Origin of the sequence: Streptococcus ferus DSM 20646, assembly GCF_000372425.1 — a bacterium.
GTDB lineage: Bacteria > Bacillota > Bacilli > Lactobacillales > Streptococcaceae > Streptococcus > Streptococcus ferus.
The window spans coordinates 225,793-251,954 of the sequence record NZ_AQVD01000002.1 but is presented as its reverse complement, the minus strand read 5'-3'; the positions used below and the strand labels follow the sequence as shown (position 1 = coordinate 251,954).

The following is a 26,162-nucleotide window of genomic DNA, read 5'->3' as shown; positions in this document are numbered from 1 at the left end:
GGAGTTTATTTGTAATGAAAAAACGTCGGATTTTAACAGGAGTAGTGACATTGATGTCAGTTGTTACCCTGGCAGCCTGCTCTCAAAACGGCTCTGATACCAAGATTGTGACCATGAAAGGTGATACGATTACCGTTGGAGATTTCTACGATAAGGTTAAGAGTTCCAGTGCTTCAAAACAAGCCCTGCTTTCAATGATTATCCAGCAGGTGTTTGAAAAAGCCTATGGAGACAAGGTGACCGATAAGGAAGTCACAGAAGCGTATAATAAAGCGGCTGAATATTATGGTGATTCATTTGAAACAGTCCTTTCCCAACAAGGCTATACCAAGGACGATTATAAAGCGCAAATTCGTTCTCAAAAATTGGTTGAATATGCAGTTAAGAAAGAAGCTGAAAAGAATATCACAACGAGTGACTATAAGAGTGCTTACAAGTCTTATACCCCTGAAATCACGGCACAAGTCATCCAACTTGACAGTGAGGACACTGCAAAATCTGTACTCAGCGAGGTGAAGGCAGACGGTGCAGACTTTGCTAAAATCGCCAAGGAAAAAACGAAAGGCAGCAAAACAGAATACACCTTTGACTCAGGCTCTACAGATTTACCAACTGATGTGAGAACAGCAGCGCTGGCCTTGGATAAAAATGGTATTTCAGACGTCATTTCGACCACTGACTCAACAGGTACACAGACCGCTTATTATATCGTCAAAGTGACGAAGAAATCTGAGAAAAATGCTGATTGGAAAGCTTATAAGTCTCGCTTGAAAGAAATCATTGTGGCATCAAGAACCAGTGACTCCAATTTCCAAAACAAGGTCATCGGCAATGAATTGAAGAAAGCCAACGTTAAGATTAAAGACAAGACCTTTAGCGATATCTTGGCTACCTTTACCGCTGCAGCAGACAGCAGTTCAACAACGACAACGACTACTGCAAGTGCTGACACAACAACAGCCACTCAAACGACTGATGCTGAGACAACCAGTGCGGAGTAAGACCTGTCTTTGTTGACGAAAGCAGTAAAAGACAGTATAATGAAATCATTGAGAATTGATACTTATCCCATTTACTTTAGAAAAGTGGCGGTTGATGCAAGCCATGTAGATGTAAGAATCATGCTACTCAAGGTGAATTAAATAAAAAAATGAAGAATGACAAGTTCATTGAATGAAGGTGGTACCGCGGTTTTTCGCCCTTCTTTTGATTGAACTTGTCTTTTTTGAGGAGGCAATATGACACAGGTTTTTGAGATTAAACAAGGCTTCTTTTCCTTAGGAGGCAAGTTTGCCATTAAAGACACGTCTGGTATCCCTCAATACCATGTAGAAGGCAGCTTCCTTCAAATTCCCAAGGAATTTCTAATGACCGATAGGTCAGGAAAGGTCGTCAGCCGGATAACAAAGAAGTTTTTGGCACTGCTGCCTCAATTTAGTGTTGAACTTGCTGATGGGACGCATTTTCAGATTGTCAAGGAGCTGACTTTCTTCAAGGCGCGTTATCGGATTGATAACCTTAATCTGACTGTTCAGGGGGATTTTTGGGATATGAACTTTGACCTTTATCAGGGTTCCCAGTTAATTGCCCGCATCTCGCAGGAATGGCTGCAGCTGACGTCAACCTACCATGTTGAGGTCTATGATGAGGCTTTTAACGATTTGGTCATTTCGCTTGTTATCGCGATTGACTGTGTCAAAGCTGATCAGGCAGCCGCTGCCTCCTCGGCTTCACACTAAAAGGATATAGAAAAGGAATACTTATGAAACAATTAACAAGTGCACAAGTTCGCCAAATGTGGCTGGATTTTTGGAAATCTAAAGGGCACACGATTGAGCCTTCGGCTAATTTGGTTCCCGTTAATGACCCAACCCTACTATGGATCAATTCTGGTGTCGCGACTCTGAAAAAATATTTTGATGGCTCTGTGATTCCGGAGAATCCACGTATCGCTAACGCCCAAAAAGCGATTCGGACCAACGATATTGAAAATGTCGGAAAGACTGCCCGCCACCATACCATGTTTGAGATGTTGGGGAACTTTTCAGTCGGCGACTATTTCCGTGATGATGCCATTAAGTGGGGCTTTGAACTGTTGACCAGCCCAGAATGGTTTGATTTTCCGGTGGATAAGCTTTACATGACCTATTATCCAGAAGACAAAGAATCTTACAATCGCTGGATTGAGGTGGGGGTTGACCCCAGTCATTTGATTCCGATTGAGGATAATTTCTGGGAAATTGGGGCAGGCCCTTCCGGACCAGATACGGAAATCTTCTTTGACCGAGGTGAGGATTTTGATCCAGACAATATTGGGATCCGTCTCTTGGCAGAAGATATTGAAAATGACCGCTACATTGAGGTCTGGAATATTGTTTTATCTCAGTTTAACGCTGATCCGGAAGTGCCGCGTTCAGAATATAAAGAACTGCCTCATAAAAATATTGATACGGGGGCTGGCTTGGAGCGCTTGGTTGCTGTTATGCAGGGCGCTAAAACAAACTTTGAAACAGATCTCTTTTTACCAATCATTCGTGAGGTCGAAAAGATTTCTGGTAAGACCTATGACCAAGATGGAGACAACATGAGCTTTAAGGTCATTGCGGATCACATTCGTTCACTGGCCTTTGCGATTGGAGACGGAGCACTTCCAGGTAATGAGGGACGTGGCTATGTCCTTCGCCGTCTTCTCCGCCGAGCAGTTATGCACGGCCGTCGCCTAGGGATTCAAGAGACTTTCTTGTACAAGTTGGTACCGACGGTTGGTCAGATTATGGCTTCCTACTATCCAGAAGTACTTGACAAGAAAGCATTTATTGAAAAAATTATTAAGCGGGAAGAAGAAACCTTTGCCCGTACCATTGATGCTGGATCGGTTCACTTAGATCAGCTGCTGGCTGATTTAAAGGCGGCTGGTAAAGAGACGCTGGATGGCAAGGATATTTTTAAATTATATGATACCTATGGTTTCCCTGTTGAACTAACAGAAGAACTGGCAGAAGATGCTGGCTTCAAGATTGACCATGAAGGTTTCAAAGCAGCGATGAAGGAGCAGCAGGAGCGTGCTCGTGCCAGTGTTGTCAAAGGCGGTTCGATGGGAATGCAAAATGAAACCCTGTCTGCCATTACTGAAAAATCTGTCTTTAATTATGATAAAGATGTTTTGGAATCTACTTTAGAAGTCATTATTGCGGACAATGAGCGGACAGAAGCCATCTCAGAAGGTCAGGCTCTCCTTGTATTTTCTGAGACACCGTTTTATGCAGAAATGGGTGGGCAAGTTGCCGACCACGGTGTTTTGAAAAATGATCAGGGAGATATTGTCGCACGGGTAACCGATGTTCAGAGGGCACCGAATGGTCAGCCTCTGCATCAGGTCGATGTCTTAGCTTCTCTCTCTGTTGGCACAAAGTATCTGCTGGAAATTGACAGCCGTCGCCGTAACCGTGTGATGAAAAATCATACCGCTACTCACCTGCTTCACGCTGCTCTTCACCATGTGGTTGGCGACCATGCTACTCAGGCGGGTTCTCTTAATGAGGAAGGTTTCTTGCGCTTTGATTTTACCCATTTTGAAGCGGTTAAAGCCGAGGAACTGCGTCAGATTGAAGAAGCAGTCAATCAAAAAATTTGGGAGGCTATTCCAGTCGTTACCATCGAAACGGATATTGATACGGCAAAATCAATGGGAGCTATGGCGCTCTTTGGTGAAAAATATGGTAAAGAGGTTCGTGTCGTTTCTATTGGTGATTATTCTGTGGAGCTCTGTGGGGGGACTCATTTAGCCAATACTTCTGAGATCGGTCTCTTCAAGATTGTTAAGGAAGAAGGGATTGGTTCAGGAACCCGTCGTATTTTGGCGGTGACCAGTAAAGAGGCTTTTGAAGCTTACCGCGAGGAAGAAGAGGCACTTAAAGAAATTGCTGCCATCTTAAAGGCTCCTCAGATAAAAGGGGTTCCTAGTAAAGTGGCCAGCCTGCAAGAACAGCTGCGCGATCTTCAAAAAGAAAATGCCGAGCTCAAAGAAAAAGCAGCAGCGGCAGCAGCCGGAGATATCTTTAAGGAGATCAAGGAGGCCAACGGTGTCACTTATATTGCCAGCCAAGTCCAAGTGTCTGATGCAGGTGCCCTGCGCACATTTGCCGACCAATGGAAACAAAAAGACTATTCAGATCTGCTTGTTTTAGCGGCAAGTATTGGGGATAAGGTGAATGTGCTTGTGGCAAGTAAGCGCAAAGATGTACATGCCGGCAATCTGATTAAAGTTTTGGCGCCAATTGTGTCTGGTCGAGGAGGCGGCAAGCCTGACATGGCCATGGCAGGCGGTTCGGATGCTAGCAAGATTAGCAGTCTTTTAGAAGAGGTTGCCAATAACCTGTAAAAAAGAACCTAAGTTCAGCTGAACTTGGGTTTTTTGCCCTTTTTATGATAAGATAAAACTAGTTTTACTTTGGAAGGAGCGGTCATATGAAATTATTGGGAAATATCATTTGGTTTTTTGCCTCTGGGCTCTGGGCTTGGATTGGCTGGACACTTGCCGGGCTCGTGCTCTGTTTGACAATTATCGGTATTCCTTTCGGTCTGCAGTGCTTTAAAATTGGACGCTTTGGCTTGTTTCCCTTTGGGAAACAGATTGAAATTGGCCAAGGATTGGGGAGTCTTCTGCTTAATATTATTTGGATTTTGCTTTTGGGCTGGGAGCTGGCTCTCATGCATCTCTGCTCGGCCTTTATCTTGTGTCTGACCATTATAGGCATCCCCTTTGCGATGCAGAGTATAAAGATGGCAGGTATTAGCCTCTTTCCTTTTGGGGCAACAATTTATCAAGTCTAACATCTCTCGAAAACCAATGCCTAGCATTGGTTTTTTATATTGTTTTGACAAAAATATCATTCATTTTGACAATTATTGTTGTCAAAATGAATAAGAAGTGTTACAATATATTTGGAAATAATGATAAAGGAGGAAGAGAGGACTATGGAAAAGTGTTTTAAGAAAAAACTAGTTTTCTTCCTAGTTATTCAATTTGGACTTGGTCTCCTGACAATCGCTCTTCATCGATTGGGTTACCTTTCTATATTCGGTGTCCTAGCTATGGGCCTTCATTTAACCTTGTATCTTGTTGGTTTGAGACGAATGGAGGAGTGAGTCATGTCAGAATTGAAAAATCGGCTAAAGGAATTAAGGGCGAGAGAAGGTCTGAATCAGACAGAGCTGGCAAGGTTGGCCCATGTCTCAAGGCAGACCATCAGTCTGATTGAGCGTGGGGAATACACGCCGTCAGTTGTTATCGCTCTGAGGATAGCGGCTATCTTTAAGGAACCGCTGGAAAAAGTTTTTTGCCTAAAGGAGGAAGAAAATGAAGAATAGACCCAAACGAAAAAACAGTTTTGTAAGGTTTTTGAAACAGATACTGATTGGAGCTCTTCTTGGAGGGGTTCTTGGATTTGTAGCAGGTTTCTTATCAGAGAGCAGCTTATTATCAAATAGTTCAGCAGTTATTAGTGCTGAAAAAGTGGCCGTAGGGATTCATGTAGTGTCTCGTTTCCTTGTCTTAGTATTAATTATTCTAAGCTTGATGGTTATTGCTTATATCAGGAAGTATCTCCCTCATTACCAAAAGGATATGTCTGATGACAGTGAGGAGCTCTATCGTTCACTAAACCGTAAGTACTCTTATGGCATTATTTTTACAGGAGTCGCTTCCGTTCTCACAATGTTGAACATACTGCTCATGCTCAGTTTTAAAAGCACTCAACCCTTTCTGGATTTTGCGGTTCTGATTTTGGTAATTATGTTACAGGCTTATTTATTGAAACTTTACGGACGGATAAAAGGTGTTAAAGTTCCCTTATTTCCTAATCTCAAGGAGCTGAAGTCCAATATTTTGCAGATGGATGAGGCTGAATTAGAAGCTGAACACCAAAATGCTTTTGAGATTGTGATGAATTTAAGTGGCGCAATTTTGCCAAGCATTTATGTGATTTTGTTTTTTATCGTCTTGCTGACAGGCCGTGTGGAGCTGACGGCGATGCTCGTAGCAGCTTTTATTCATCTTTATATTATGCTGATGCAGTTTAAAATAACAAAGGCCTATTATAGGTAAAGAAAAGGGGAGAGATATATGAAATATGTGATTAATGGTTTAAAAGTAGCTGGTTTTATTGGTTTGGCTTTAGCTTGCAATGTCATTCCAATGATTCTCTTGCGGCAACAGGGAAATATGTCCCTAGGATTTAAATGGCTTTCAGGAGGTCTCTACATCGTCTTTCTGATTTTAAGCATGCGCTTGGTCTGGCGCTATTATCAAAAAATAGAACATCAGAACAGGTCAAGGCAAAAGATAGGATGGAGAGACCTTGGCATTAGTCTCTTGTTTTGGTTAGCTGCCCGAGTGATAGCTGTTGTTGGAAGCTTGACCAATCACATCGTCACCGGTCAAACGACAAGTGCCAATGATGCCACTTTGGCCAGTATGACTTCGCTGTTTGATAGGGGCTTCCTGCTTTACACCATCCTTTACTTACTGGCTATTGCCTTTGTTGCCCCGTTTATGGAGGAGCTAGCCTATCGGGCTCTTCCGGCGGAACTGTTCTTTGAGGGGAAGTTAAAGGTATTAACTGGTCTGGTGACCTCTATTTTATTTGGGCTGCCCCATGCGAGCAACCTTACGGAATTTATCATGTATAGTCTTATGGGGGCTGTCCTCTATTTAGCCTATCAGCGCCGGGGGAATATTAAAGATGCTATCTTACTGCATGTGCTGCATAATTTGCCGACGGCTCTTTACTTCTTATGGCTAGCTTTTCAATAACTTATGGTTTGCCTCTTTATGATAAACATCTGGTTTTTCAGATGTTTTTTATATTTATACTTGACTAATGCATAAATATACGATAAAATAGTCGACAAGTTAGGAAAAGGGGACAAAAGATGAGGGTATCAATTGTTGGTGTAACAGGCTACAGCGGACTGGAATTGATTAAAATTTTAAAGCGACATCCGAATGCAGAAGTCGTTTCCATTCATGCGACTAAAGATATAGGGAAGCGATTATCTGATATTTATACATATTTAAAAGGTGTTTGCGATCTGACGATTGAGGCTTTTGACAGTCAAGTCATTATGAGCAAGGCTGACTTGGTTTTCTTTGCAACGCCGAGTGGTATCGCAAAAGACCTGTCAGCAGACTTTGTGAAAATGGGTTTTCCGGTCATTGATTTATCAGGAGACCACCGTCTGCCAGCAGACCTTTATGAGAAGTGGTATCAACAATCACCAGCCTCGCAGTCCGTTCTAGATCAATTTGTATATGGTTTGTCGGAGTTTGCAAGTCTTAAAGGCAAGACCTTTGTCGCCAATCCGGGCTGCTACGCAACGGCAACAGAACTGGCGCTTATTCCCTTGCTGCAAGCTGGTGCCGTAGACAGAGATTCAATTATTGTCGATGCTAAATCAGGCTTGACAGGAGCGGGGAAGAAGCTGGCGGAATCCAGCCATTTCGTAAATGTTCATGATAACTATGTCACTTATAAGCTCAATCAGCATCAGCATATTCCTGAGATTATGCAGGAGTTAAAAAAAGCGGATCCTCATTTGGATCATATCCAGTTTTCAACCTCTCTTTTGCCAGTCAACAGAGGGATTGTCGCGACTCTTTATTGTAAACTAAAAGCGACTCTATCTGAGTCGGATATTAGGGCTATTTATGAGAAAAGTTATGCTGATAAACCTTTTATCCGTCTGCAAGATGAGCTTCCTAATCTTCATCAGGTGATTGGCTCTAATATCACTGATATTGGTTTTGTTTACAATGAGCGAACCCAGGTGCTGACAGTTGTTACGGTTATTGATAACTTGGTCAAGGGAGCCGCAGGTCAGGCGGTTCAGAATATGAATCTCATGTTTGGGTTTCAAGAGACAGCTGGTCTTAATCTTGTACCAGCTTATGTGTGAGGTGAAAGAATGAAAGTAGTAGAAGGTAATATTGCCAGCCCCTTAGGATTTTCAGCTGACGGACTGCATGCTGGTTTTAAAAAGAAAAAACTAGATTTTGGATGGATTGTGTCAGAAGTTCCGGCTAGTGTGGCTGGTGTTTACACGACTAATAAGGTCATTGCAGCCCCTCTTCTGGTGACTAAGGCATCTGTTCAAAAAGAAGGGAAAATGCAGGCTATCGTGGTCAATTCAGGGGTAGCAAACTCCTGTACGGGCCAAAAAGGCTTGGAAGATGCCAAGGAAATGCAGGCTCTGACAGCAACAAAATTGGGAATTGCTCCTGATTTGGTCGGCATTGCTTCAACGGGTGTCATTGGTGATTTTCTGCCGATGGCTGTGCTTAAAAAGGGGCTTTCTAAGCTAGTCGTCAACGGCAACAGCCACGATTTTGCCAAGGCGATTTTAACGACAGATACGAAGGAAAAGACGATAGCAGTCACGGACTATTTTGGTAAGGATGAGGTAACTATGGCCGGTGTTGCTAAGGGATCAGGAATGATCCACCCTAATATGGCCACTATGCTAGCTTTCATCACCTGCGATGCTAATATTTCTAGCGAAACCCTGCAGCTAGCTCTTTCTAAAAATGTGGAAACCACCTTTAACCAGATTACCATTGACGGTGATACGTCAACCAATGATATGGTATTGGTCATGGCCAATGGCTGCACTAAAAATAAAGAAATCTTACCGGAGACACCAGCTTTTGATCAATTTTGCCAAATGCTTTCCTTTGTGATGACAGACCTGGCCAAAAAGATTGCTCAAGACGGCGAAGGGGCGACGAAGTTGATTGAAGTCAAAGCCGAGGGCGTGGCCAATGAGCTGGATGCGCGGATGATCGCCAAGACCATCGTGGGATCCAGCCTGGTGAAAACAGCTATTTTCGGTGAAGACCCTAACTGGGGGCGGATCATTGCAGCTGTCGGTTATGCAGGAGCAGATATCTCTGTGGATCAGATTGATATTTCTCTGGGGGACATTCCTGTCATGGTGGCATCATCCCCAGTCGATTTTGATGAAGAGGATATGGCTGATGTGATGCAGGCAGACACAATTAGAATTTCGGTCAACCTCCATTCAGGCAGCAGTTCAGCCAAGGCTTGGGGATGCGATCTGTCTTATGATTATGTTAAAATCAACGCACTTTATAGGACTTAAATATGGAAGATGTTATTGTTATTAAAATTGGTGGGATTGCCAGTCAGGATCTATCAGAAAGTTTTATTGAGCAGGTGAAGGCATGGCAGACTTTAGGGAAAAAAATTGTTATCGTACACGGGGGTGGCTTTGCCATTACGAAACTGATGGATGAAGCCAAAATCCCTGTTGAAAAAGTTAATGGGCTTAGAGTGACCAGTCAGGAAGCAATGAAGCTGGTGTCTTATGCCTTGTTCGAGATTGTCGGTCAGTCTATGACGGAAAAATTGCTGAATGCAGGTCTTGATAGCTTGCAGTTGCGTTCGCACTTGCCGGATATTCTGGAAGCAGATTTCTTAGACCGGTCTCTCTACGGCTATGTCGGTCAAATCAAGCAGGTGCATGTTGCTGCTCTGGAACGGCTTTTTCAGGATAATTTTATCCCCATTATTGCTTCTGTCGGCTATACGTCAGACGGTCAGCTCTTAAATGTCAATGCAGATTATGTGGCGACAGCACTTGCCATTGCTTTAGGGGCAGAAAAACTCATTCTAATGACTGATGTCAAGGGAGTCATGGAAAATGGCGAGGTTATAGAACAACTTCTGGTCAGCCAGGTGGCTGATAAGATTGAGAATCAGGTCATAACAGGAGGCATGATTCCTAAAATAAAGAGCGCGGCAGAGACTGTTTTAGCAGGTGTCAATCAGATTTTAATCGGAGACAATCTCCTGACGGGCACCGTTATTGGGAAAGGATAACTGATACATGAGTAAACTGTTTCAAAATTACAAACGCAGTAGCATCGAATTTGTCAAGGCAGAAGGCCATAATCTCTTCGACAATCAGGGAAAGAAATATCTTGATTTTTCATCTGGCATCGGTGTGACCAATCTAGGTTTTAATCAGGCGGTCTTAAATCAGGTTCAGGAGCAGCTTCAGCAGATTTGGCATACGCCCAACCTCTATCAAAACAGCCTCCAGGAAGAAGTGGCACAAAAGCTCATTGGGGATAGAGACTATCTCGCCTTTTTTTGCAACAGCGGAGCTGAAAGCAATGAGGCTGCTATTAAACTAGCACGTAAATACACAGGTAAGACAGATATCATTAGCTTTCAGAATTCCTTTCATGGCAGAACGTATGGAGCGATGTCAGCAACGGGGCAGACTAAAATTCAAGCGGGCTTTGAGCATTTGCTTCCAGGTTTTTCTTATGCCGTTTATAATGATTTAGCTTCTGTCAAAGAGTTAATATCAGATAAGACAGCTGCTGTCATGCTGGAATTAGTCCAGGGGGAGGGCGGCGTTGTCCCTGCTGATGTTCAGTTTGTTAAAGCCCTGTCCCAGCTCTGTCAGGAAAAGGATATCCTGCTGATTGTCGATGAGGTTCAGACAGGAATTGGTCGGACAGGCAGTCTCTTTGCTTTTGAGCAGTATGACATTGAACCAGACATCTTTACGCTGGCTAAAGGGTTAGCCAATGGTCTGCCTATCGGCGCCATGATTGGTAAAAGGAAGCTGTCGTCTGCCTTTGGTTATGGCAGTCATGGAACAACCTTTGGGGGCAACAAACTGGTTTTATCAGCTGCCTCCTGTGTGCTTGACCAGATGGCAGCAGAAGGCTTTTTGTCCTCCGTTCAGGCCAATGCCCTTTACCTTAAGGAAGCATCAGAACAAAAGTTAGGCGGTCTGACCAATGTATCAGCTATTAGAGGACTGGGCTTTCTATTGGGAATTCAGACCTCTAAAAATTTAGATGAGACTGTTCAGGCAGCAAGAGACAGAGGGCTGATTATCCTGACTGCTGGTCAGGATGTTATCAGGCTCCTGCCGCCTATAACCGTCAGTCCGTCAGAAATAGATCAGGCGCTGGCTGTTTTGCAGGATGTGTTTGCTTAGGCTATCAGTCAAAAAGGCTGGGAGAACCGTAAGGATGATGAATCCGACGGTCTTTCCAGCCTTTACTTATTTATAGGTCAAAGACAGTCATCGACTGTCGAAATTCATCTGCTAATTTTTCTTGCTTATGGCTTTGAAAATCAGGCAACTGTCGGACAGCATTGTAACGTTTACTGAGATTCCAGCTGCCACTGGGATTATAGCGGGGATTTTGATTGACGAAGTCTATGGTCAAATCCCACTCACGAATATAGCCCAAAGGTCTGGAATGATAACTGACACCATCAATGGCAACATCTCCATAAGATCTATGAGCATGGCCAAAGATAACGTCTTTAACCCCATACTGCCTAAAAAGATGATGGAAGGATTGGCTTCCCAAGAAAGCATTAAAAGGGGTAAATCGGGGGTGGGTCATCGTGAAGTTGCTGTGGGGGACAAAGTGCATGGCAACAATCACTCTTTTTTCTTTCAGCTCCTGTAAATGGTGTTCTAGTTGGTCCTGGCTGTCTTGACAGATTTGCGGATCATTTTTCAAACGGTTTAGGCGGCGGTCAAACCAAAAGGTTTTTTTGAGCTGAGTGATTTTTTCTAAGCTTTGGTTAGAGAAGGAGTAGTCATACCAACCATGAAAACTAAGGAGGCTGGTCTGTGGGGTCAAATCAATCCTCTGGAAATCCAGTCTTCGGATGTCGTCTTCGCTGAGGTTAAGCATATCGTGATTTCCAAGATTAAAACTGAGATTGACCTCTTTACCCAAATCCGCTAAAAAAGGGCGGCTAATATCTTTAAAATTATTGGAAATATCACCGGCAAGATGAAGATGATCAATACCTTCGTCATTCAAGACCTGCTTAAGTGTTTGAATTTCAACATCAGAAAAGTGATTTAAATCAATATGCAGATCACTCATAAGGGCTAATTTTGTCATAGTCCTATTTTATCATGATTTTTTGTAAAGAAGCTGACATAAACGTTACAAATCTTAATGCGTAAAAACTTGCAGACCGACACAAAATTCATTAAAATAAGGTCATGGACATTAAGGGAGACATTAAAAAATTAGCCGCTGAGATCGGTATCTCAAAAATTGGCTTCACAACTGCTGATGATTTCGCTTATTTGGAAAAGACACTGCGGGCTTCTCTTGAGGAAGGCCGCTCTTCGGGCTTTGAACATCAAGTCATTGAAGAACGACTAAAACCGAAACTGTCCCTTGCTAGTGCCAAAACCATTATTTCCATCGCAGTTGCTTACCCTCATAAATTGCCGGTGAAACCTCCCAAAACAGCTTATCGTCGGGGCAAAATCACACCTAATTCTTGGGGATTGGATTACCACCATGTCCTTCAAGATAAGCTCAAACAGCTGGCGGAGGGGATTGAAAAGCTTTGCCAGGATTTTCCTTTGGAACATAAGGCTATGGTGGATACCGGTGCCTTGGTGGATACGGCAGTTGCCAGAAGAGCCGGAATTGGTTTTATCGGAAAAAATGGCTTGGTCATTTCAAAAGAATTTGGCTCTTATATGTATCTGGGGGAGCTGATTACCAATTTAGAAATTGAACCCGATCGTCCTGTTGATTACGACTGTGGGGACTGCCGAAGATGTCTGGATGCCTGCCCTACCTCCTGTCTGATGGGTGACGGCAGCATGAATGCTAGGCGCTGTCTCAGTTTTCAGACGCAGGATAAAGGGATGATGGATCTAGAGTTTCGCAAGAAAATCAAGACAGTGATTTATGGCTGTGATATTTGTCAGATTTGCTGCCCTTATAATAAGGGGTTGAACAATCCTTTGGCCAGTCAGATTGACCCAGAATTGGCTGAACCGGAACTCTTACCCTTTTTAGACCTGTCTAATAGACAATTCAAGGAAAAATTTGGCTTGATAGCGGCTTCTTGGCGGGGCAAAAATATCTTGCAGCGTAACGCGATTATTGCTCTGGCAAATGCGAACGATAGGACAGCTGTTGCTAAACTGCTGGAAATTATTGATAAAGGGCAAAATCCTATTCACGCCGCGACAGCTCTCTGGTCACTGGGGGAGCTAGTCAAACAGCCTACGGAAGACCTGGTTCGGTTTATTGAAGGAATTGACTCCCAAGATGACAATGTTCTGACAGAGAAGAGAAATCTTCTGAATAAATGGCAATTTTAAGCTATCTGTGGTAGAATAAGTGGACTATTGAAATGAGGTAGTAGATATGGATCTGGCAGAAATACGCCAAAAAATAGAAGAAAACAAAGTGAAGTTGACTGGCTTCAGGAGGTCTCTTTGACTTAGACCGTCTGGAAGAAGATATTGCTCTGTTGGAAAATCAGATGACAGAGCCTGACTTTTGGAATGACAACCATGCAGCTCAAAAAACGTCACAGGAGTTAAACGAGCTGAAAGTCAAATACGATACCTTCCATAACATGGATGCCTTGGCAGAGGAAGCGGAGCTCCTATTTGAGATGCTGGAGGAAGACGACTCTTTGCAGGCTGAGTTGGAGGAAAGTCTGGCCAAACTGGATCGGCTGATGACCAGTTATGAAATGACTCTCCTTTTATCGGAGCCCTACGATGCCAGCAATGCGATTTTGGAAATTCACCCAGGGTCAGGTGGTACCGAGGCTCAGGACTGGGGGGACATGCTGTTGCGGATGTACACCCGCTTTGGTAATGCCAAAGGTTTTAAAGTAGAAGTTCTGGATTATCAGGCTGGAGATGAAGCGGGCATTAAGAGTGTCACCCTTTCTTTTGAGGGACCGAATGCTTATGGCCTTCTAAAGTCTGAGATGGGGGTTCACCGTCTGGTGCGCATCTCTCCGTTTGATTCAGCCAAACGCCGACATACCTCTTTTGCCTCTGTAGAAGTCATGCCTGAACTGGATGACACGATTGAGGTAGCTATTCGAGATGATGATATCAAGATGGATACTTTTCGATCTGGCGGAGCTGGTGGACAAAATGTCAACAAGGTGTCAACCGGTGTTCGGCTGACCCACCTTCCAACGGGTATTGTGGTCTCCTCGACCGTAGACAGAACCCAATATGGCAATCGTGACCGCGCGATGAAGATGCTTCAGGCCAAGCTCTACCAGTTAGAGCAAGACAAGAAAGCTCAGGAAGTAGACGCGCTTAAGGGAGACAAAAAAGAAATCACCTGGGGCAGTCAGATTCGTTCCTATGTGTTCACACCCTATACTATGGTCAAAGACCATCGGACCAATTTTGAAGTTTCCCAGGTTGACAAGGTGATGGATGGCGATCTGGATGGCTTTATTGACGCCTTTCTTAAATGGCGTATGACTTAATGATATTAGAGAGGAAATAAAATTTAATGGCACTAATTGAAATGAAAGGTGTTAATAAAAAATATCACCGCAGTACAACTGCCTTGAGAAATATGTCTATTTCAGTAGACCAAGGTGAGTTTGTCTACATTGTTGGACCATCAGGGGCTGGTAAATCAACTTTTATCAAGCTCCTTTACCGTGAAGAAAAATTAACCAAAGGATCTTTGAAAGTTGGTAAATTTAACCTTGCCAAATTGAAGAAGCGGGAAATTCCCCTGCTTCGCCGCAGTATTGGCGTGGTTTTCCAAGACTACAAACTGCTTCCTAATAAAACGGTTTTTGAAAATGTCGCCTTTGCGATGGAAGTTATCGGTGAAAAACCACGGGTCATCAAAAAGCGTGTGGCAGAGGTATTGGACCTCGTAGGACTTAAGCACAAGATGCGCTCTTTCCCGGATCAGTTGTCTGGAGGTGAGCAGCAACGTGTGGCGATTGCGCGTGCTATCGTTAATAATCCCAAGGTTTTGATTGCGGATGAACCAACGGGTAACCTTGACCCAGAAATTTCTTGGGAAATCATGCAGCTGTTGGAACGCATCAACCTTCAGGGAACAACTGTTCTGATGGCTACTCACAACAGTCACATCGTCAACACCCTTCGTCATCGTGTCATTGCGATTGAAGATGGTCGTTTAGTGCGTGATGAAGAGGAAGGAGAATACGGTTATAATGATTAGAAGATTTTTCCGTCATATTTGGCAGTCTCTTAAAAATTTAAAACGTAACGGCTGGATGACACTGGCTGCGGTCAGCTCAGTTACTATTACTTTAACGTTAGTTGGTATTTTTGCAGCTTTCTTGCTCAATACTGAAAAACTAGCCTCGGGAATCGAAAAGAATATTCAGATCAATACCTATTTGCAGGTTGATTCAAAAGATGCTGTTGAGTCTTATGTTGATCCCAATGATGCCAGCAAGACGATTGCCAATCCAGATTATCATAAGGTTTATGATCAGATTGCAAAATTGTCGAATGTCAAGAGTATCACCTTTTCCAGTAAGGATGAGCAGTTAGCCAAACTCAAAGAAACCTACGGCGAGGACTGGAATCTTTTTGACGGCGATGCCAATCCGCTTTACGATGTCTACATCGTTCAGACGACGTCACCGTCCAAAGTGAAAAGTGTTGCCAAGCAGATTGAAAAAATTGCCGGTATTGATTCAGTAACCTACGGCGGTGCCGAGTCTGAAAATATTTTCAATCTGGCTAGCTTTGTTCGGACTTGGGGCTTAGTTGGGACAGGTTTGTTGGTATTTGTAGCCATCTTCCTGATTTCTAATACCATCCGCATCACCATTCTGTCCCGTCGTACAGAAATTCAGATCATGCGTCTGGTAGGGGCTAAAAATGGTTATATCAGAGCACCTTTCTTCTTTGAAGGGGCTTGGGTTGGTTTCTTAGGGACTATTCTGCCGGCGCTTGCCATTTATTTCCTTTACGATTTCGTCTTTAAGCAGTTTAATCCGGATCTGCTGACGCAAAACTTAAGCATCTATTCACCGCATCCTTTTGTTTATTATTTAATCGGAGGAATGTTTGTCATCGGTATTTTGATTGGAGCTCTGGGGTCTATTCTGTCAATGAGACGTTTCCTTAAGATATAAAAAAAGCCTTAACAGGCTTTTTTATGTTACTGGAAAAAGGGGTTGCTATTTTTTTCATGTCCGATGCTCGTATTGGGACCGTGGCCGGGATGGACGGTATAGTGGTTAGGTAAGGAAAACAGATGTCTCCGAATGCCGCTGATTAAGTCTTCATAGTTGCTGGTCGGCAGATCGGTCCGTCCGATAGTTCCTTTGAATAGGGCATCTCCTGAAAAAACCATGGCTTCTTCCGGAAAGATAAAGGAGACACCGCCCCAAGAATGGCCGGGGGTTTCCACCACCTTAAACTGAAAGCCAGCTATATCATAGTCTTGCTGGTAGTTGAAATAATGATCAGCAGGTGCCACGAGGACATCCTCCATATCTCTGTGGCGATCGAGACCGGATAGGTTATCAAGAGGGCTACCGAGCCACGAGGCTTCTTTTTCAGCAATATAGACAGGCGGATGGTTGAAGGCTTGGCGAACAAGATCAACACTCATAATATGATCGTAGTGCGCGTGAGTGAGGAGAATAGCGGCAACCGGCTTATTGATATCTTGGAGTTTGGCCAGGATATTCTGGCCGTTTGATCCGGGATCCACAACAAGGACAGCTTGATCGTTGCTGATAAGATAGGTATTTTCACGAGCAATGTCATTTAAAATTTTTAATACTTCCATAGTTATCAGTTTACCAAAAATGATGGTTTCTGGTAAGAAAAAAGTCACTTTTTTTGAAATGAGCTCTTAACCGAGAACAAGCTTAAAGTCTGGGCAAGTCCCTAATAGCTTGAATAATCAGAAAATTTAGTCAATAAGATAGAATATTCCCCCAAAATGTGCTAGACTAGTAATGATTACTAAAGAATAGGAATGATGACAATGGCTAGACCTTTAAATTTTGTAATGATATCGCCCCATTTTCCTGAAAATTTCGAGACCTTTGCCCATCGGCTGTCAGAAAATGGTATCCATACCTTAGGGATTGCGGATGCTCCCTATGAGGCGCTCAGTCAGGGACTGAAGGATCATCTGACAGAGTATTACCGTGTGGACAATATGGAAGACTATGATCAGGTTTATCGTGCGGTGGCTTATTTCGCCTCTAAATACGGCAGAATCGACCGAATTGAGTCTCACAATGAGTATTGGCTGGAACTGGATGCCCGTCTGCGGACAGACTTTAACGTTTTCGGCTACAAAAATGAAGACATGCTGGCCATCAAAACCAAGGCTAAGATGAAGGAAATTTTCCGCCAGTCCGGTCTGAAAGTGGCCCGCGGTCAGGTCTTTCATTCAGACGATCAGGCCAGAAAACTAGCTCAGGAATTGGGTTTTCCTGTGATTATCAAACCGAATTCGGGTGTCGGAGCATCAGACACCTATAAGATTAAATCGCCAAAAGAGCTAGAAGATTTCTTTACTTATCAGACTCCAGGTGTGGAGTATATTATGGAGGAATTTATCGATGGTGATATTGTGACCTTTGACGGTTTGACGGATCATGATGGTAAGATCGTCTTCTACGCTAGTCTGGAATATTCAGAAGCTGTTCTTGATACCGTTGAAAAAGACGGGGACATGTTCTATTATGTTCCCCGTGAGATTGCCCCAGAACTGGTGGCACTGGGCAAGAAATGTGTTGAAGCCTTTAATGTCAAGGAACGGTTTTTCCACTTTGAATTTTTCAGAATCAAAAGCACCAAGGAACTTATGGCGCTTGAAGTCAACTGCCGTCCGCCGGGAGGCTTGACCATTGATATGTGGAACTACGCCAATGACTTTGATGTCTTCAATGAATATGCTCATATCGTCAAGGATAATCGCTTTGACACCCAGATTACCCACCCCTATAACGTGGTCTATATTTCCCGAAAAGCCAATCAAAACTACGTCCATTCGATTGAAGAGGTTGAAGCTAGGTATGGAGAGGAGATCATCAGCATTGATTCTGTTCCGGGAATCTTTGCGAAAATTATGGGCGAGGTTGGGATTTTGGCACGGACAGAAAGTCTGGCTCAGATGAGAGACATTATCCAGTTTGCACATGAGAAAGTATAGAGGAGTGAGTCATGCATTTTGAAAGAAGAAGCCAGTGGAGCGGAGAATTAGGACGCGAGATGTCTTTTAATGTCTATGGACATGCTGGCAAACCTGTTATTGTTTTTCCATCATCTGGAGGGAGCCAGGATGAGTATGGTGATTTCGGCATGATTGCCAGCTGTCAGGAATGGATTGATCAAGGTCGGGTCAGATTTTATACGCCAGACTCGCTGGATAAAGAATCTTGGCTGGCGGAATGGAAGTCAGGCCATGATATGGCCTTGGCTCATGAAGCCTATGATCGCTATATTATTCATGAATTAGTTCCCCTGATTCGCTATGAAGCAAACTGGCAAGGTCCGATGATTGCAACAGGTTGTTCAATGGGAGCCTTTCATGCGGTCAATTTTGCTCTTCGCCATCCCGATTTATTTGACGTGTCGATTGCTCTCTCAGGAGTTTATGATGCACGTTTCTTTACCGGAGAATTTTATGGAGATGAAGCTGTTTATTACAATTCTCCCATTGATTACCTTTGGAATCAGGAGGATCCATGGTTCTTGGATCGCTACCGTCAAAACCGTTTCATTGTAGCTGTCGGTCAAGGGGCTTGGGAAGCACCCCATATAGCTGATACCCGCCGTCTGCAGGAGGCGTTTGAAGCTAAATCGATTCCGGCTTGGTTTGATTATTGGGGACATGATGTGGCCCATGATTGGGACTGGTGGCGTGTACAAATGCCTTACTTCTTAGGAAAACTAGCCGAAGAAGGTAGGCTTTAATAATCTAAAAAACTGGGCTTAAGCCCAGTTTTTTCAATCTTTTAGACAGAATTGCAGAAATTCTACAAAATGATCTGCCCAATGTTTTTCGTGGTGGATTTCATTAGCCATGATGTGAAGATCAATTTGTTCCATAGGATGCCCAGTTCGGAGCAGTGACTGGTAGTAATGCAGGCTGCAGTCGATATAAGCTTGGTTCATATCAGGTGCAAATTCTTCATCGACTTCATCGCCTTCTTTGGTACCGACCTGAATGTAAACCTTGCTGTCTTTAGCGAGCGGATGATGATCCGTAAAACGAAGAAAATCACGTTCGCTGAACCAAGAGGCTAAGGAAAAGACACCCAGGTTGCCAAAGACATCTGGATAGGCTGCTCCCATGTAGGCTGTAATAATGCCTCCCATAGAAGATCCTGCCAGAAGCGTATCATCTGCTTGAGGCTTGGTACGATAGGTTTTGTCAATAAAAGGCTTGACAACCTCAACGACCCATTTACCATAAGCCATGCCATCTCCGCCGACGCTGGCCGTTTCAGGGGTGGTTCCGACATCAGTCATCCATGGCGCGTACTCATTCAGCCGATTGTCACCGGCATTATCAATACCGACAATAATGAGTTTCGGCAGCTCTTTGTGTTTTTTGATGGTAGGGATAATCTTCCAAGAATAACCCGAAAAGGATTCTTTACTGTAAAAAATATTTTGCCCATCATGCATATAGAGAACGGGGTAGCTGGCCCAGTCTTCTTTGTCATAATCTTTAGGAAGTAGGACACGGATACGGCGATCTTCGTCGTAGTAAGGAATATAGAGCGAGTGTTCCTTCATATCAAGATAGTAATTGTTCAATTTCGTCTTTTTCACATCAGTATCTCTTTTTGTCATAGGATAATCTTATTATAACATAGAAGTCTCAGAAAAAAAGACGAAGGTAGTATTTTCTGTCTCCCCCACGGACTTGTCCACGGCAGAAGCCCTTAATTTTCTGATAAAATATGATATAATTTTAGTGTTATGACGGAAAAAAAGACTAGAAAATATGCTGTCGTTGACTTGGAAGCGACCGGTGCGCATCAGACAGCCTCTATTATTCAGGTGGGGATTGTCATTCTTGAGAACGGCCGAGTAATAGAAAGCTATGAAACGGATGTCAATCCACATGAGCCGCTTTCTCAGCATATTAGTGATTTAACAGGGATTACCGACCAGCAGCTTGAGAAGGCTCCTGATTTTTCTCAGGTTGCCGCTCACATTTTTGGTTTAATTTCAGACTGTGTATTCGTTGCTCATAATGTCAAATTTGATGCCAATCTTTTGGCGGAGCATCTTTTTTTAGAGGGGTATGAGCTGCTGACGCCTAGGGTTGATACGGTTGAGCTGACGCAAGTCTTTTATCCCCAGTTTGAAAGATACAGTTTGAGCAGTCTGTCCGAACAGTTGGAACTAGACTTGTCTGATGCCCATACAGCCATAGCTGACGCCAGGGCAACGGCTCAGCTTTTTCTGAAACTTCAAGACAAAATGGCTCGTCTTCCCAAGCTGACTCTGGAAAACCTATTAGCCTTGTCTGATAATTTGCTGTTTGAGTCGCACTTGGTGATTGAGGAAGCTTTCGAAGCTGCCAAGCCGTTGTTAGAAGACTGCTTTGAAGAGGTAGGCGGCATCGTTCTCCGAAAACCCAAGCAGCTTTTGCAAGAGCGCCGCCTGTCTGCTGATTTTGCGACGAATATTGCTCTTTTGGGTCTAGACCGGCGGAAAAAACAAGAGGCATTTGCCAGCTTTCTTGAAAAGCATATAGATGACGGCCGGGTCAGTTTCCTTGAGGCTCAGGCTGGACTTGGCAAAACTTTTGGCTATCTCCTCCCGCTCTTAGCCCAACAGGAGGGGGAAAAACAAATCATCCTTTCTGTACCGACCAAGGTGTTGCAGGACCAGATTATGGCCAATGAGGCTCGAAAGTTAGCCCAGACTTTCCATATCAATGCACATAGCCTAAAAAGTCCCCGTAACTACCTCAAACTAGATACCTTCTACGCTTCTCTAAAGAATCATGAGGATAATCGTCTCGTCAATCGCTATAAGATGCAGCTTCTGGTTTGGTTGACAGAGACGGATACGGGTGACCTAGATGAAATTCAGCAAAAACAGCGTTACGCAGCTTATTTTGATAAGCTCAAGCATGATGGCAGCTTAAGTCAGACTTCGCTTTTCAAAGACGTGGATTTCTGGCAAAAATCTCACCAAAGAGCTCAGCAGAGCCGCCTTTTAATTACCAATCATGCCTATCTTCTGACACGCATTGAGGATGACCAAGCCTTTGTTAAAGGGAAGTATCTGGTGCTTGATGAAGCACAGAAATTATTTTTGGTTTGGGAAGAGTTTACGCGCTCGCAGCTTAATATGGGAGAGACCTTGCAAACGATTAGCTCCCTTTTAGATGAGGACCCGCCCATTCTCCAAAGAAGGCTACTTGAAAGTCTGCAGTTTGAGCTGAATCACTTGCTGGAGCAGTTTCATAAACAAGTTTCTCCTCAGCTTAAGGCCAATCTGGTTCAACGCCTACGGCAAGATGTGAAAGAGCTGGATTGCGAGCAGCTTCTGGATTTAGCAAAAGCCTTAGATGAGCGGTTTTCTTTATTTTGGTTTGAAGAAGACTACTTTGAGCAGCATCGGCAGATTTATTTAAAATCGGCTAGTATGGATGTCATGGATTTTTCAGCTTTTCTGCCGGAGACTAGAAAAACTTTTCTAGTGTCAGCAACGCTGCAGATGAGTTCACAGGTCAGTCTGGCAGACTTATTGGGGTTTAAAGCATTTACTTTTGACAGTTTAGAAAAAGAGCCAAGCCAAGGTCAGTCTATCTGGGTAGACCAATCCATGCCTCCAGTAGATCATTTGGATGAGATAGAGTATGAAACACAGCTTATCCAACGCCTTTCTCAGCTTTACAAACTGCATCAGCCCACGCTAGTCTTATTTAATTCTAAAAAAACGATGCTGGCTGTTTCTGACGGGTTGGATCGGCTTCATCTGCCACATCTGACGCAGGATAAAAACGGAACAGCTTTTAATGTTAAAAAGCGATTTGACCGTGAGGAAAGCCATTTTCTTCTTGGAACAGGCAGTTTTTGGGAAGGGGTTGATTTTATCCAGCAGGATAAAATTCTTGAAGTGATTACGCGTCTGCCCTTTGACAATCCTGAAGATTTTATGGTGAAAAAAATCAATCACTTTTTAAAAAAATCAGGAAAACGCCCTTTTTATGACTATACGTTGCCTGTGACTATCCTCAGACTCAAGCAGGCGATTGGTAGGACGAAACGGCGAGAAAACCAAAAGTCAGCAGTTGTTATGTTAGACAGCCGCTTAATGAAAAAATCTTACGGTAAAATAATCTACAAATCGCTGTCAGAAACAGCCCATTTAGCTAGTCAAAATTTTGACCAGATTATGTCTGAAATAGCGAAATTTTTGATATAATATTGAGGACTATTATTGTTGAGCAATCGTAAAGTCAGTTAAAAGGAGACCAAATGACCAAATTATCAAAACGTGTGCTTGAAATGGAAGAATCTGTTACTCTGGCTGCGGGAGCTAGAGCTAAGGAACTGACCGCTCAAGGGCGCGATATTTTAGCCCTAACCTTGGGAGAACCCGATTTTGTAACACCAGAGCATATCCAGAATAAAGCGATTGCTGCCATCAGAGATGGGAGGGCAAGTTTTTATACTGTCGCAAGTGGCCTGCCGGAATTAAAAGCAGCTGTAAAAACTTATTTTGAGCGTTTTTATGGTTATGAGATTGGCCCAAAGGAAGTGGTTGCGGGCTCAGGTGCTAAATATATCTTATTTGCCTTTTTTATGGCTGTGCTCAATCCTGGTGATGAGGTTCTTATCCCAACGCCATATTGGGTTTCTTATGCGGACCAAATTAAAATGGCAGAAGGCCAGTCTGTTTTTGTCCAAACAACCGAGGATAATAGCTTTAAGGTTACGGTTGACCAGTTGGAAAAAGCCAGAACAGCTAAAACAAAGGTGCTTCTCCTTAATACACCATCTAACCCAACAGGCATGGTTTATAGTCGTTCTGAATTAGAGGCGATTGGAAACTGGGCGGTTGCTAATGACGTCCTCATTTTAGCGGATGATATCTATGGTCGTCTAGTCTATAACGGAGCTATCTTTACGCCTATTTCAAGTATTTCAGAAGCAATTCGTAAACAAACAATTACGATTAACGGCGTTTCCAAAACTTTCTCCATGACAGGCTGGCGGATTGGTTTTGCCGTGGGTGATCCTGATATTATTGCGGCGATGGCTAAGATTATCAGCCAGACCACCTCAAATCCGACAACGGTTGCCCAATATGCAGCGATAGAGGCCTTGACTGGAGATCAGGCGCCTATCGAGGATATGCGTCAAGCATTTGAGAATCGCCTCAATACCATTTACCCTTTACTGGCAGAAATTCCTGGTTTTGAGGTTATCAAACCTGAGGGAGCTTTCTATCTTTTTCCTAATGTTAAGAAAGCTATGGAAATGAAAGGATATACCGATGTGACGGCGTTTACCACAGCTATTCTGGAGGAAGCGGGTGTTGCTCTTGTGACGGGAGCTGGTTTTGGAGCCCCTGAAAATCTTCGGTTAAGCTATGCTACTGATCTGGATACTTTGAAAGAGGCTGTCAGAAGAATCAAAGCCTTCATGGAAAATTAAGAATTAGAAAAGAGATTATTGTGTCTAAAGATTACGTATCTATTATTGATGTCAAGCACCATCTTGGTGAGGAAGTGACAATCGGCGCTTGGGTAGCCAATAAATCTGGGAAAGGCAAAATTGCCTTTCTTCAGCTGCGTGATGGAACAGCCTTTTTTCAGGCGGTCGCTTTTAAACCAAATTTCCTCGAAAAATTTGGTGAGGAAGTAGGGTTGGAGAAATTTAATACCATTAAAAAGCTGAACCAGGAAACATCTGTTCTGGTGAAAGGGATTGTCAAAGAAGACACACGTTCTAAATTTGGCTACGAACTGGATCTAACAGACATTGAGATTGTCGGTGAATCAGAAGATTACCCTATTACACCCAAAGAGCATGGCACAGACTTCTTAATGGACCACCGTCATTTATGGCTGCGTTCCCGAAAACAGCATGCCATCATGCTTGTTCGTAATGAGATTATTCGAGCGACCTATGAGTTCTTCAATCAGCAGGGCTTTGTTAAGCTAGATCCGCCGATTTTGACAGGCTCTGCACCAGAAGGAACGACTGAACTCTTTGAAACCGATTATTTTGGTCAGCCAGCTTTTCTGAGTCAGACAGGCCAGCTTTATGCGGAGGCTGGTGCCATGGCTTTTGGCAAGGTCTTTACTTTTGGACCGACATTTAGGGCTGAAAAATCCAAGACACGCCGACATTTGACTGAATTCTGGATGATTGAGCCAGAAATGGCCTTTGTCAAGCACGAGGAATCACTGGATATCCAAGAGGCCTATGTTAAGCATTTAATTCAGGCCGTTTTGGACAATCAATCCTATGCTCTCGAGGTGCTAGAGCGGGATACCAGTCTTTTGCAAAACTATCTGGATCAGCCTTTCAAACGTGTCACCTATGATGATGCGATCAACCTCCTTCAGGAGAAAGCGGCTGACAATGATTATGAGGCCATTGAGTGGGGGCAGGACTTTGGTTCACCGCACGAGACATTTATCTCAAACTATTATGGGGTACCGACCTTTATCATTAACTACCCTAAAGCTATTAAGGCCTTCTATATGAAGCCGCATCCTACTCGAGATGATGTTGTTATCTGTGCCGATTTAATTGCGCCGGAAGGCTATGGTGAAATTATTGGCGGTTCGGAGCGAGCGACGGATTACGATTACCTTAAAGATAAGGTGGCCGAATACGGTCTCTCAGAAGCCGAATATGGTTGGTATCTGGATCTCCGTAAATACGGCAGTGTTCCACATTCAGGTTTTGGACTGGGTCTGGAGCGAGCGGTCACCTTTATTACAGGTAATGAACATATCCGTGAAGCCATTCCATTCCCGCGGATGCTTCATCGCCTTCGACCATAAGGAATATGAGAAAGCAGCTGGCCAAACTCTAGCTGCTTTTGTGTTGTCTGACAGCATCACGATTTTCTAAATGGGCTTTTTCTGCTATAATATAGAAAAACTAAAGGAGTTAAGCACTATGTCAAAAACAATTCATACTGATAAAGCCCCCGCAGCCATTGGACCCTATGTTCAGGGAAAGATTGTTGGAAACCTGCTCTTTGCATCAGGTCAGGTTCCTCTGTCTCCTGAAACAGGTGAGGTGGTCGGTGAGACCATCCAAGAGCAGACCCAGCAAGTCTTGAACAATATCGCTGCCATCCTAGCAGAAGCAAAAACAGACTTTAATCATGTTGTCAAAACAACTTGCTTTCTTAGTGACATGAACGATTTTGTCCCTTTTAACGAGGTCTATGCACAAGCATTTTCAGATGACTTTCCTGCGCGCTCGGCCGTAGAAGTTGCTCGGCTTCCAAAAGACGTTAAAATCGAAATTGAAGTGATTGCCGAAATCATTTCTTGATTTTTTGGAGAAGAAAGTGTGACGGATATGGCAAATGAATCGCGCTATCAAGATGTTTTTGACGGTCAACATTATTCAAAAGCAGACGGTGTCTTCCTAAAGAATCTAGATCAAGGGCTTAAGGCAGAGATCTTGCAAGATTGTCCGGACTTAAAGGACGATGATTTTATTGCTTATGCTAATCTGACCAAATATTCGTTAACCTATTTGAATAAAATCATCATCAGAGCACAGGAAAAGAATGATAACATCAAAGGCTACATCTCTTCTTTAAGTCAGGAAGAATTGGACAGCAATGTGGAAGAACAGTTTCAGGCCAAGATTACCTTTGGTCAGAAAATTGCGGATGCGGTGGCTAAGTTTGGAGGTTCCTGGACCTTCATTATTTCCTTTATTTTACTGATGGCTGCCTGGATGTTGGTTAATCAGCTCCATTTGTTTGGTCTGCATTTTGATGTTTATCCTTTTATCCTGCTGAATTTAGCTCTATCAACTTTGGCAGCGGTACAGGCGCCTCTTATCATGATGAGTCAAAACAGAGCGGCAGAGTACGACCGCTTGCAGGCACAGAACGACTTTAAGGTTAATAAGAAGTCCGAGGAAGAAATCCGTTATTTGCATGCTAAATTGGATCATATTGTCCAGCAAGACCAGAGTGAACTGTTAGAAATCCAAAGATTACAGACAGAAATGCTGGCCTCCATAAGTCATCAATTATCACGGATAGAGAAAGAAAAATCCTAAAACAAGATTGGTGCTCAGCACCAATCTTGTTTTGTTTTTCAAATCATT

At 43.5% G+C, this 26,162-nt stretch carries 26 protein-coding genes; 23 read left to right on the top strand and 3 right to left on the bottom strand.

The window, feature by feature from the left end; genetic code table 11:
- The first annotated feature begins 14 nt into the window (after positions 1-14).
- The 12 genes from prsA to A3GY_RS0104130 all read left to right on the top strand — a co-directional run bounded on the left by prsA (position 15) and on the right by A3GY_RS0104130 (position 11,037).
- Positions 15-1,001 (top strand): peptidylprolyl isomerase PrsA, encoded by a 987-nt coding sequence (gene prsA / locus A3GY_RS0104185; protein ID WP_018030157.1) that lies wholly within the window; start codon positions 15-17, stop codon positions 999-1,001.
- 237 nt (positions 1,002-1,238) lie between these two features.
- Positions 1,239-1,739: an LURP-one-related/scramblase family protein gene (locus A3GY_RS0104180; RefSeq protein ID WP_018030156.1), complete on the top strand. Its 501-nt coding sequence runs from the start codon at positions 1,239-1,241 to the stop codon at positions 1,737-1,739.
- A gap of 23 nt (positions 1,740-1,762) precedes the next feature.
- Positions 1,763-4,381, top strand: a complete 2,619-nt coding sequence (gene alaS, locus A3GY_RS0104175; protein WP_018030155.1) for an alanine--tRNA ligase — start codon at positions 1,763-1,765, stop codon at positions 4,379-4,381.
- Positions 4,382-4,467: 86 nt separating this feature from the next.
- Entirely contained in the window at positions 4,468-4,833 is a 366-nt protein-coding gene (locus A3GY_RS0104170; protein ID WP_018030154.1) for a YccF domain-containing protein, read from the top strand.
- Positions 4,834-4,977: 144 nt separating this feature from the next.
- Entirely contained in the window at positions 4,978-5,148 is a 171-nt protein-coding gene (locus tag A3GY_RS10260) for a hypothetical protein (RefSeq protein ID WP_018030153.1), read from the top strand.
- A 3-nt stretch (positions 5,149-5,151) separates the two neighbouring features.
- Entirely contained in the window at positions 5,152-5,370 is a 219-nt protein-coding gene (locus tag A3GY_RS0104160; RefSeq protein WP_018030152.1) for a helix-turn-helix transcriptional regulator, read from the top strand.
- A complete protein-coding gene (locus A3GY_RS0104155; RefSeq protein WP_018030151.1) occupies positions 5,360-6,106 on the top strand; it encodes a DUF3169 family protein in 747 nt (248 codons plus the stop codon). Before A3GY_RS0104160 ends, A3GY_RS0104155 begins: the two co-directional genes overlap by 11 nt.
- Before the next feature lie 18 nt (positions 6,107-6,124).
- Complete coding sequence (locus A3GY_RS0104150) at positions 6,125-6,814, top strand: CPBP family intramembrane glutamic endopeptidase (RefSeq protein WP_018030150.1); 690 nt, start codon at positions 6,125-6,127, stop codon at positions 6,812-6,814.
- A 119-nt stretch (positions 6,815-6,933) separates the two neighbouring features.
- Positions 6,934-7,956 (top strand): N-acetyl-gamma-glutamyl-phosphate reductase, encoded by a 1,023-nt coding sequence (argC, locus tag A3GY_RS0104145; protein ID WP_018030149.1) that lies wholly within the window; start codon positions 6,934-6,936, stop codon positions 7,954-7,956.
- Positions 7,957-7,965: 9 nt separating this feature from the next.
- Positions 7,966-9,159, top strand: a complete 1,194-nt coding sequence (gene argJ / locus A3GY_RS0104140) for a bifunctional glutamate N-acetyltransferase/amino-acid acetyltransferase ArgJ (RefSeq protein ID WP_018030148.1) — start codon at positions 7,966-7,968, stop codon at positions 9,157-9,159.
- 2 nt (positions 9,160-9,161) lie between these two features.
- Positions 9,162-9,899 carry an acetylglutamate kinase gene (gene argB, locus A3GY_RS0104135; protein WP_018030147.1) on the top strand — a complete coding sequence of 246 codons (738 nt, stop codon included), beginning with the start codon at positions 9,162-9,164 and terminating at the stop codon, positions 9,897-9,899.
- A 7-nt stretch (positions 9,900-9,906) separates the two neighbouring features.
- Positions 9,907-11,037, top strand: coding sequence for an acetylornithine transaminase (locus A3GY_RS0104130; RefSeq protein WP_018030146.1), 1,131 nt, complete (start codon positions 9,907-9,909; stop codon positions 11,035-11,037).
- Between the two features lie 70 nt (positions 11,038-11,107).
- On the opposite strand, the gene A3GY_RS0104125 is transcribed toward A3GY_RS0104130, so the two are convergent.
- Entirely contained in the window at positions 11,108-11,968 is an 861-nt protein-coding gene (locus tag A3GY_RS0104125) for a metallophosphoesterase (RefSeq protein ID WP_018030145.1), read from the bottom strand.
- Between the two features lie 104 nt (positions 11,969-12,072).
- Here A3GY_RS0104125 and queG point away from each other — a divergent pair, with 104 nt between their 5' ends.
- The 4 genes from queG (at position 12,073) to ftsX (ending at position 15,986) form a co-directional block, all read left to right on the top strand.
- On the top strand, positions 12,073-13,197 hold the full coding sequence (queG, locus tag A3GY_RS0104120) for a tRNA epoxyqueuosine(34) reductase QueG (RefSeq protein WP_018030144.1): 1,125 nt from the start codon (positions 12,073-12,075) through the stop codon (positions 13,195-13,197).
- 46 nt (positions 13,198-13,243) lie between these two features.
- A protein-coding gene (gene prfB, locus A3GY_RS0104115; RefSeq protein WP_111703019.1) for a peptide chain release factor 2 occupies positions 13,244-14,339 on the top strand; the annotation gives its coding sequence in 2 pieces (ribosomal slippage) (positions 13,244-13,315 and positions 13,317-14,339; 1,095 coding nt in all).
- 26 nt (positions 14,340-14,365) lie between these two features.
- Positions 14,366-15,058, top strand: coding sequence for a cell division ATP-binding protein FtsE (gene ftsE, locus A3GY_RS0104110; RefSeq protein WP_018030142.1), 693 nt, complete (start codon positions 14,366-14,368; stop codon positions 15,056-15,058).
- Positions 15,051-15,986 (top strand): permease-like cell division protein FtsX, encoded by a 936-nt coding sequence (ftsX, locus tag A3GY_RS0104105; protein ID WP_018030141.1) that lies wholly within the window; start codon positions 15,051-15,053, stop codon positions 15,984-15,986. Before ftsE ends, ftsX begins: the two co-directional genes overlap by 8 nt.
- 26 nt (positions 15,987-16,012) lie before the next feature.
- Here ftsX and A3GY_RS0104100 read toward each other — a convergent pair whose 3' ends face one another.
- Positions 16,013-16,648, bottom strand: coding sequence for an MBL fold metallo-hydrolase (locus tag A3GY_RS0104100; protein ID WP_026161923.1), 636 nt, complete (start codon positions 16,646-16,648; stop codon positions 16,013-16,015).
- 201 nt (positions 16,649-16,849) lie between these two features.
- Between A3GY_RS0104100 and A3GY_RS0104095 the strand changes: the two genes are divergently transcribed.
- Together A3GY_RS0104095 and A3GY_RS0104090 are read left to right on the top strand one after the other, a co-directional pair.
- Entirely contained in the window at positions 16,850-18,028 is a 1,179-nt protein-coding gene (locus A3GY_RS0104095) for an ATP-grasp domain-containing protein (RefSeq protein WP_018030139.1), read from the top strand.
- A gap of 11 nt (positions 18,029-18,039) precedes the next feature.
- Positions 18,040-18,792 (top strand): esterase family protein, encoded by a 753-nt coding sequence (locus A3GY_RS0104090; protein WP_018030138.1) that lies wholly within the window; start codon positions 18,040-18,042, stop codon positions 18,790-18,792.
- Between the two features lie 33 nt (positions 18,793-18,825).
- Here the strand turns inward: A3GY_RS0104090 and A3GY_RS0104085 are convergent, their stop codons facing one another.
- Positions 18,826-19,677, bottom strand: coding sequence for an alpha/beta hydrolase (locus A3GY_RS0104085; RefSeq protein WP_018030137.1), 852 nt, complete (start codon positions 19,675-19,677; stop codon positions 18,826-18,828).
- Positions 19,678-19,806: 129 nt separating this feature from the next.
- Here A3GY_RS0104085 and A3GY_RS0104080 point away from each other — a divergent pair, with 129 nt between their 5' ends.
- From A3GY_RS0104080 to A3GY_RS0104060, 5 genes are all read left to right on the top strand, one after another.
- Complete coding sequence (locus tag A3GY_RS0104080) at positions 19,807-22,272, top strand: bifunctional DnaQ family exonuclease/ATP-dependent helicase (RefSeq protein WP_018030136.1); 2,466 nt, start codon at positions 19,807-19,809, stop codon at positions 22,270-22,272.
- A 53-nt stretch (positions 22,273-22,325) separates the two neighbouring features.
- Complete coding sequence (locus tag A3GY_RS0104075) at positions 22,326-23,507, top strand: pyridoxal phosphate-dependent aminotransferase (RefSeq protein ID WP_018030135.1); 1,182 nt, start codon at positions 22,326-22,328, stop codon at positions 23,505-23,507.
- A 20-nt stretch (positions 23,508-23,527) separates the two neighbouring features.
- On the top strand, positions 23,528-24,868 hold the full coding sequence (asnS, locus tag A3GY_RS0104070) for an asparagine--tRNA ligase (RefSeq protein WP_018030134.1): 1,341 nt from the start codon (positions 23,528-23,530) through the stop codon (positions 24,866-24,868).
- A gap of 118 nt (positions 24,869-24,986) precedes the next feature.
- Positions 24,987-25,370 (top strand): RidA family protein, encoded by a 384-nt coding sequence (locus A3GY_RS0104065; RefSeq protein ID WP_018030133.1) that lies wholly within the window; start codon positions 24,987-24,989, stop codon positions 25,368-25,370.
- 27 nt (positions 25,371-25,397) lie between these two features.
- Positions 25,398-26,114, top strand: coding sequence for a DUF1003 domain-containing protein (locus A3GY_RS0104060; protein WP_026161921.1), 717 nt, complete (start codon positions 25,398-25,400; stop codon positions 26,112-26,114).
- Positions 26,115-26,162: the final 48 nt, after the last annotated feature.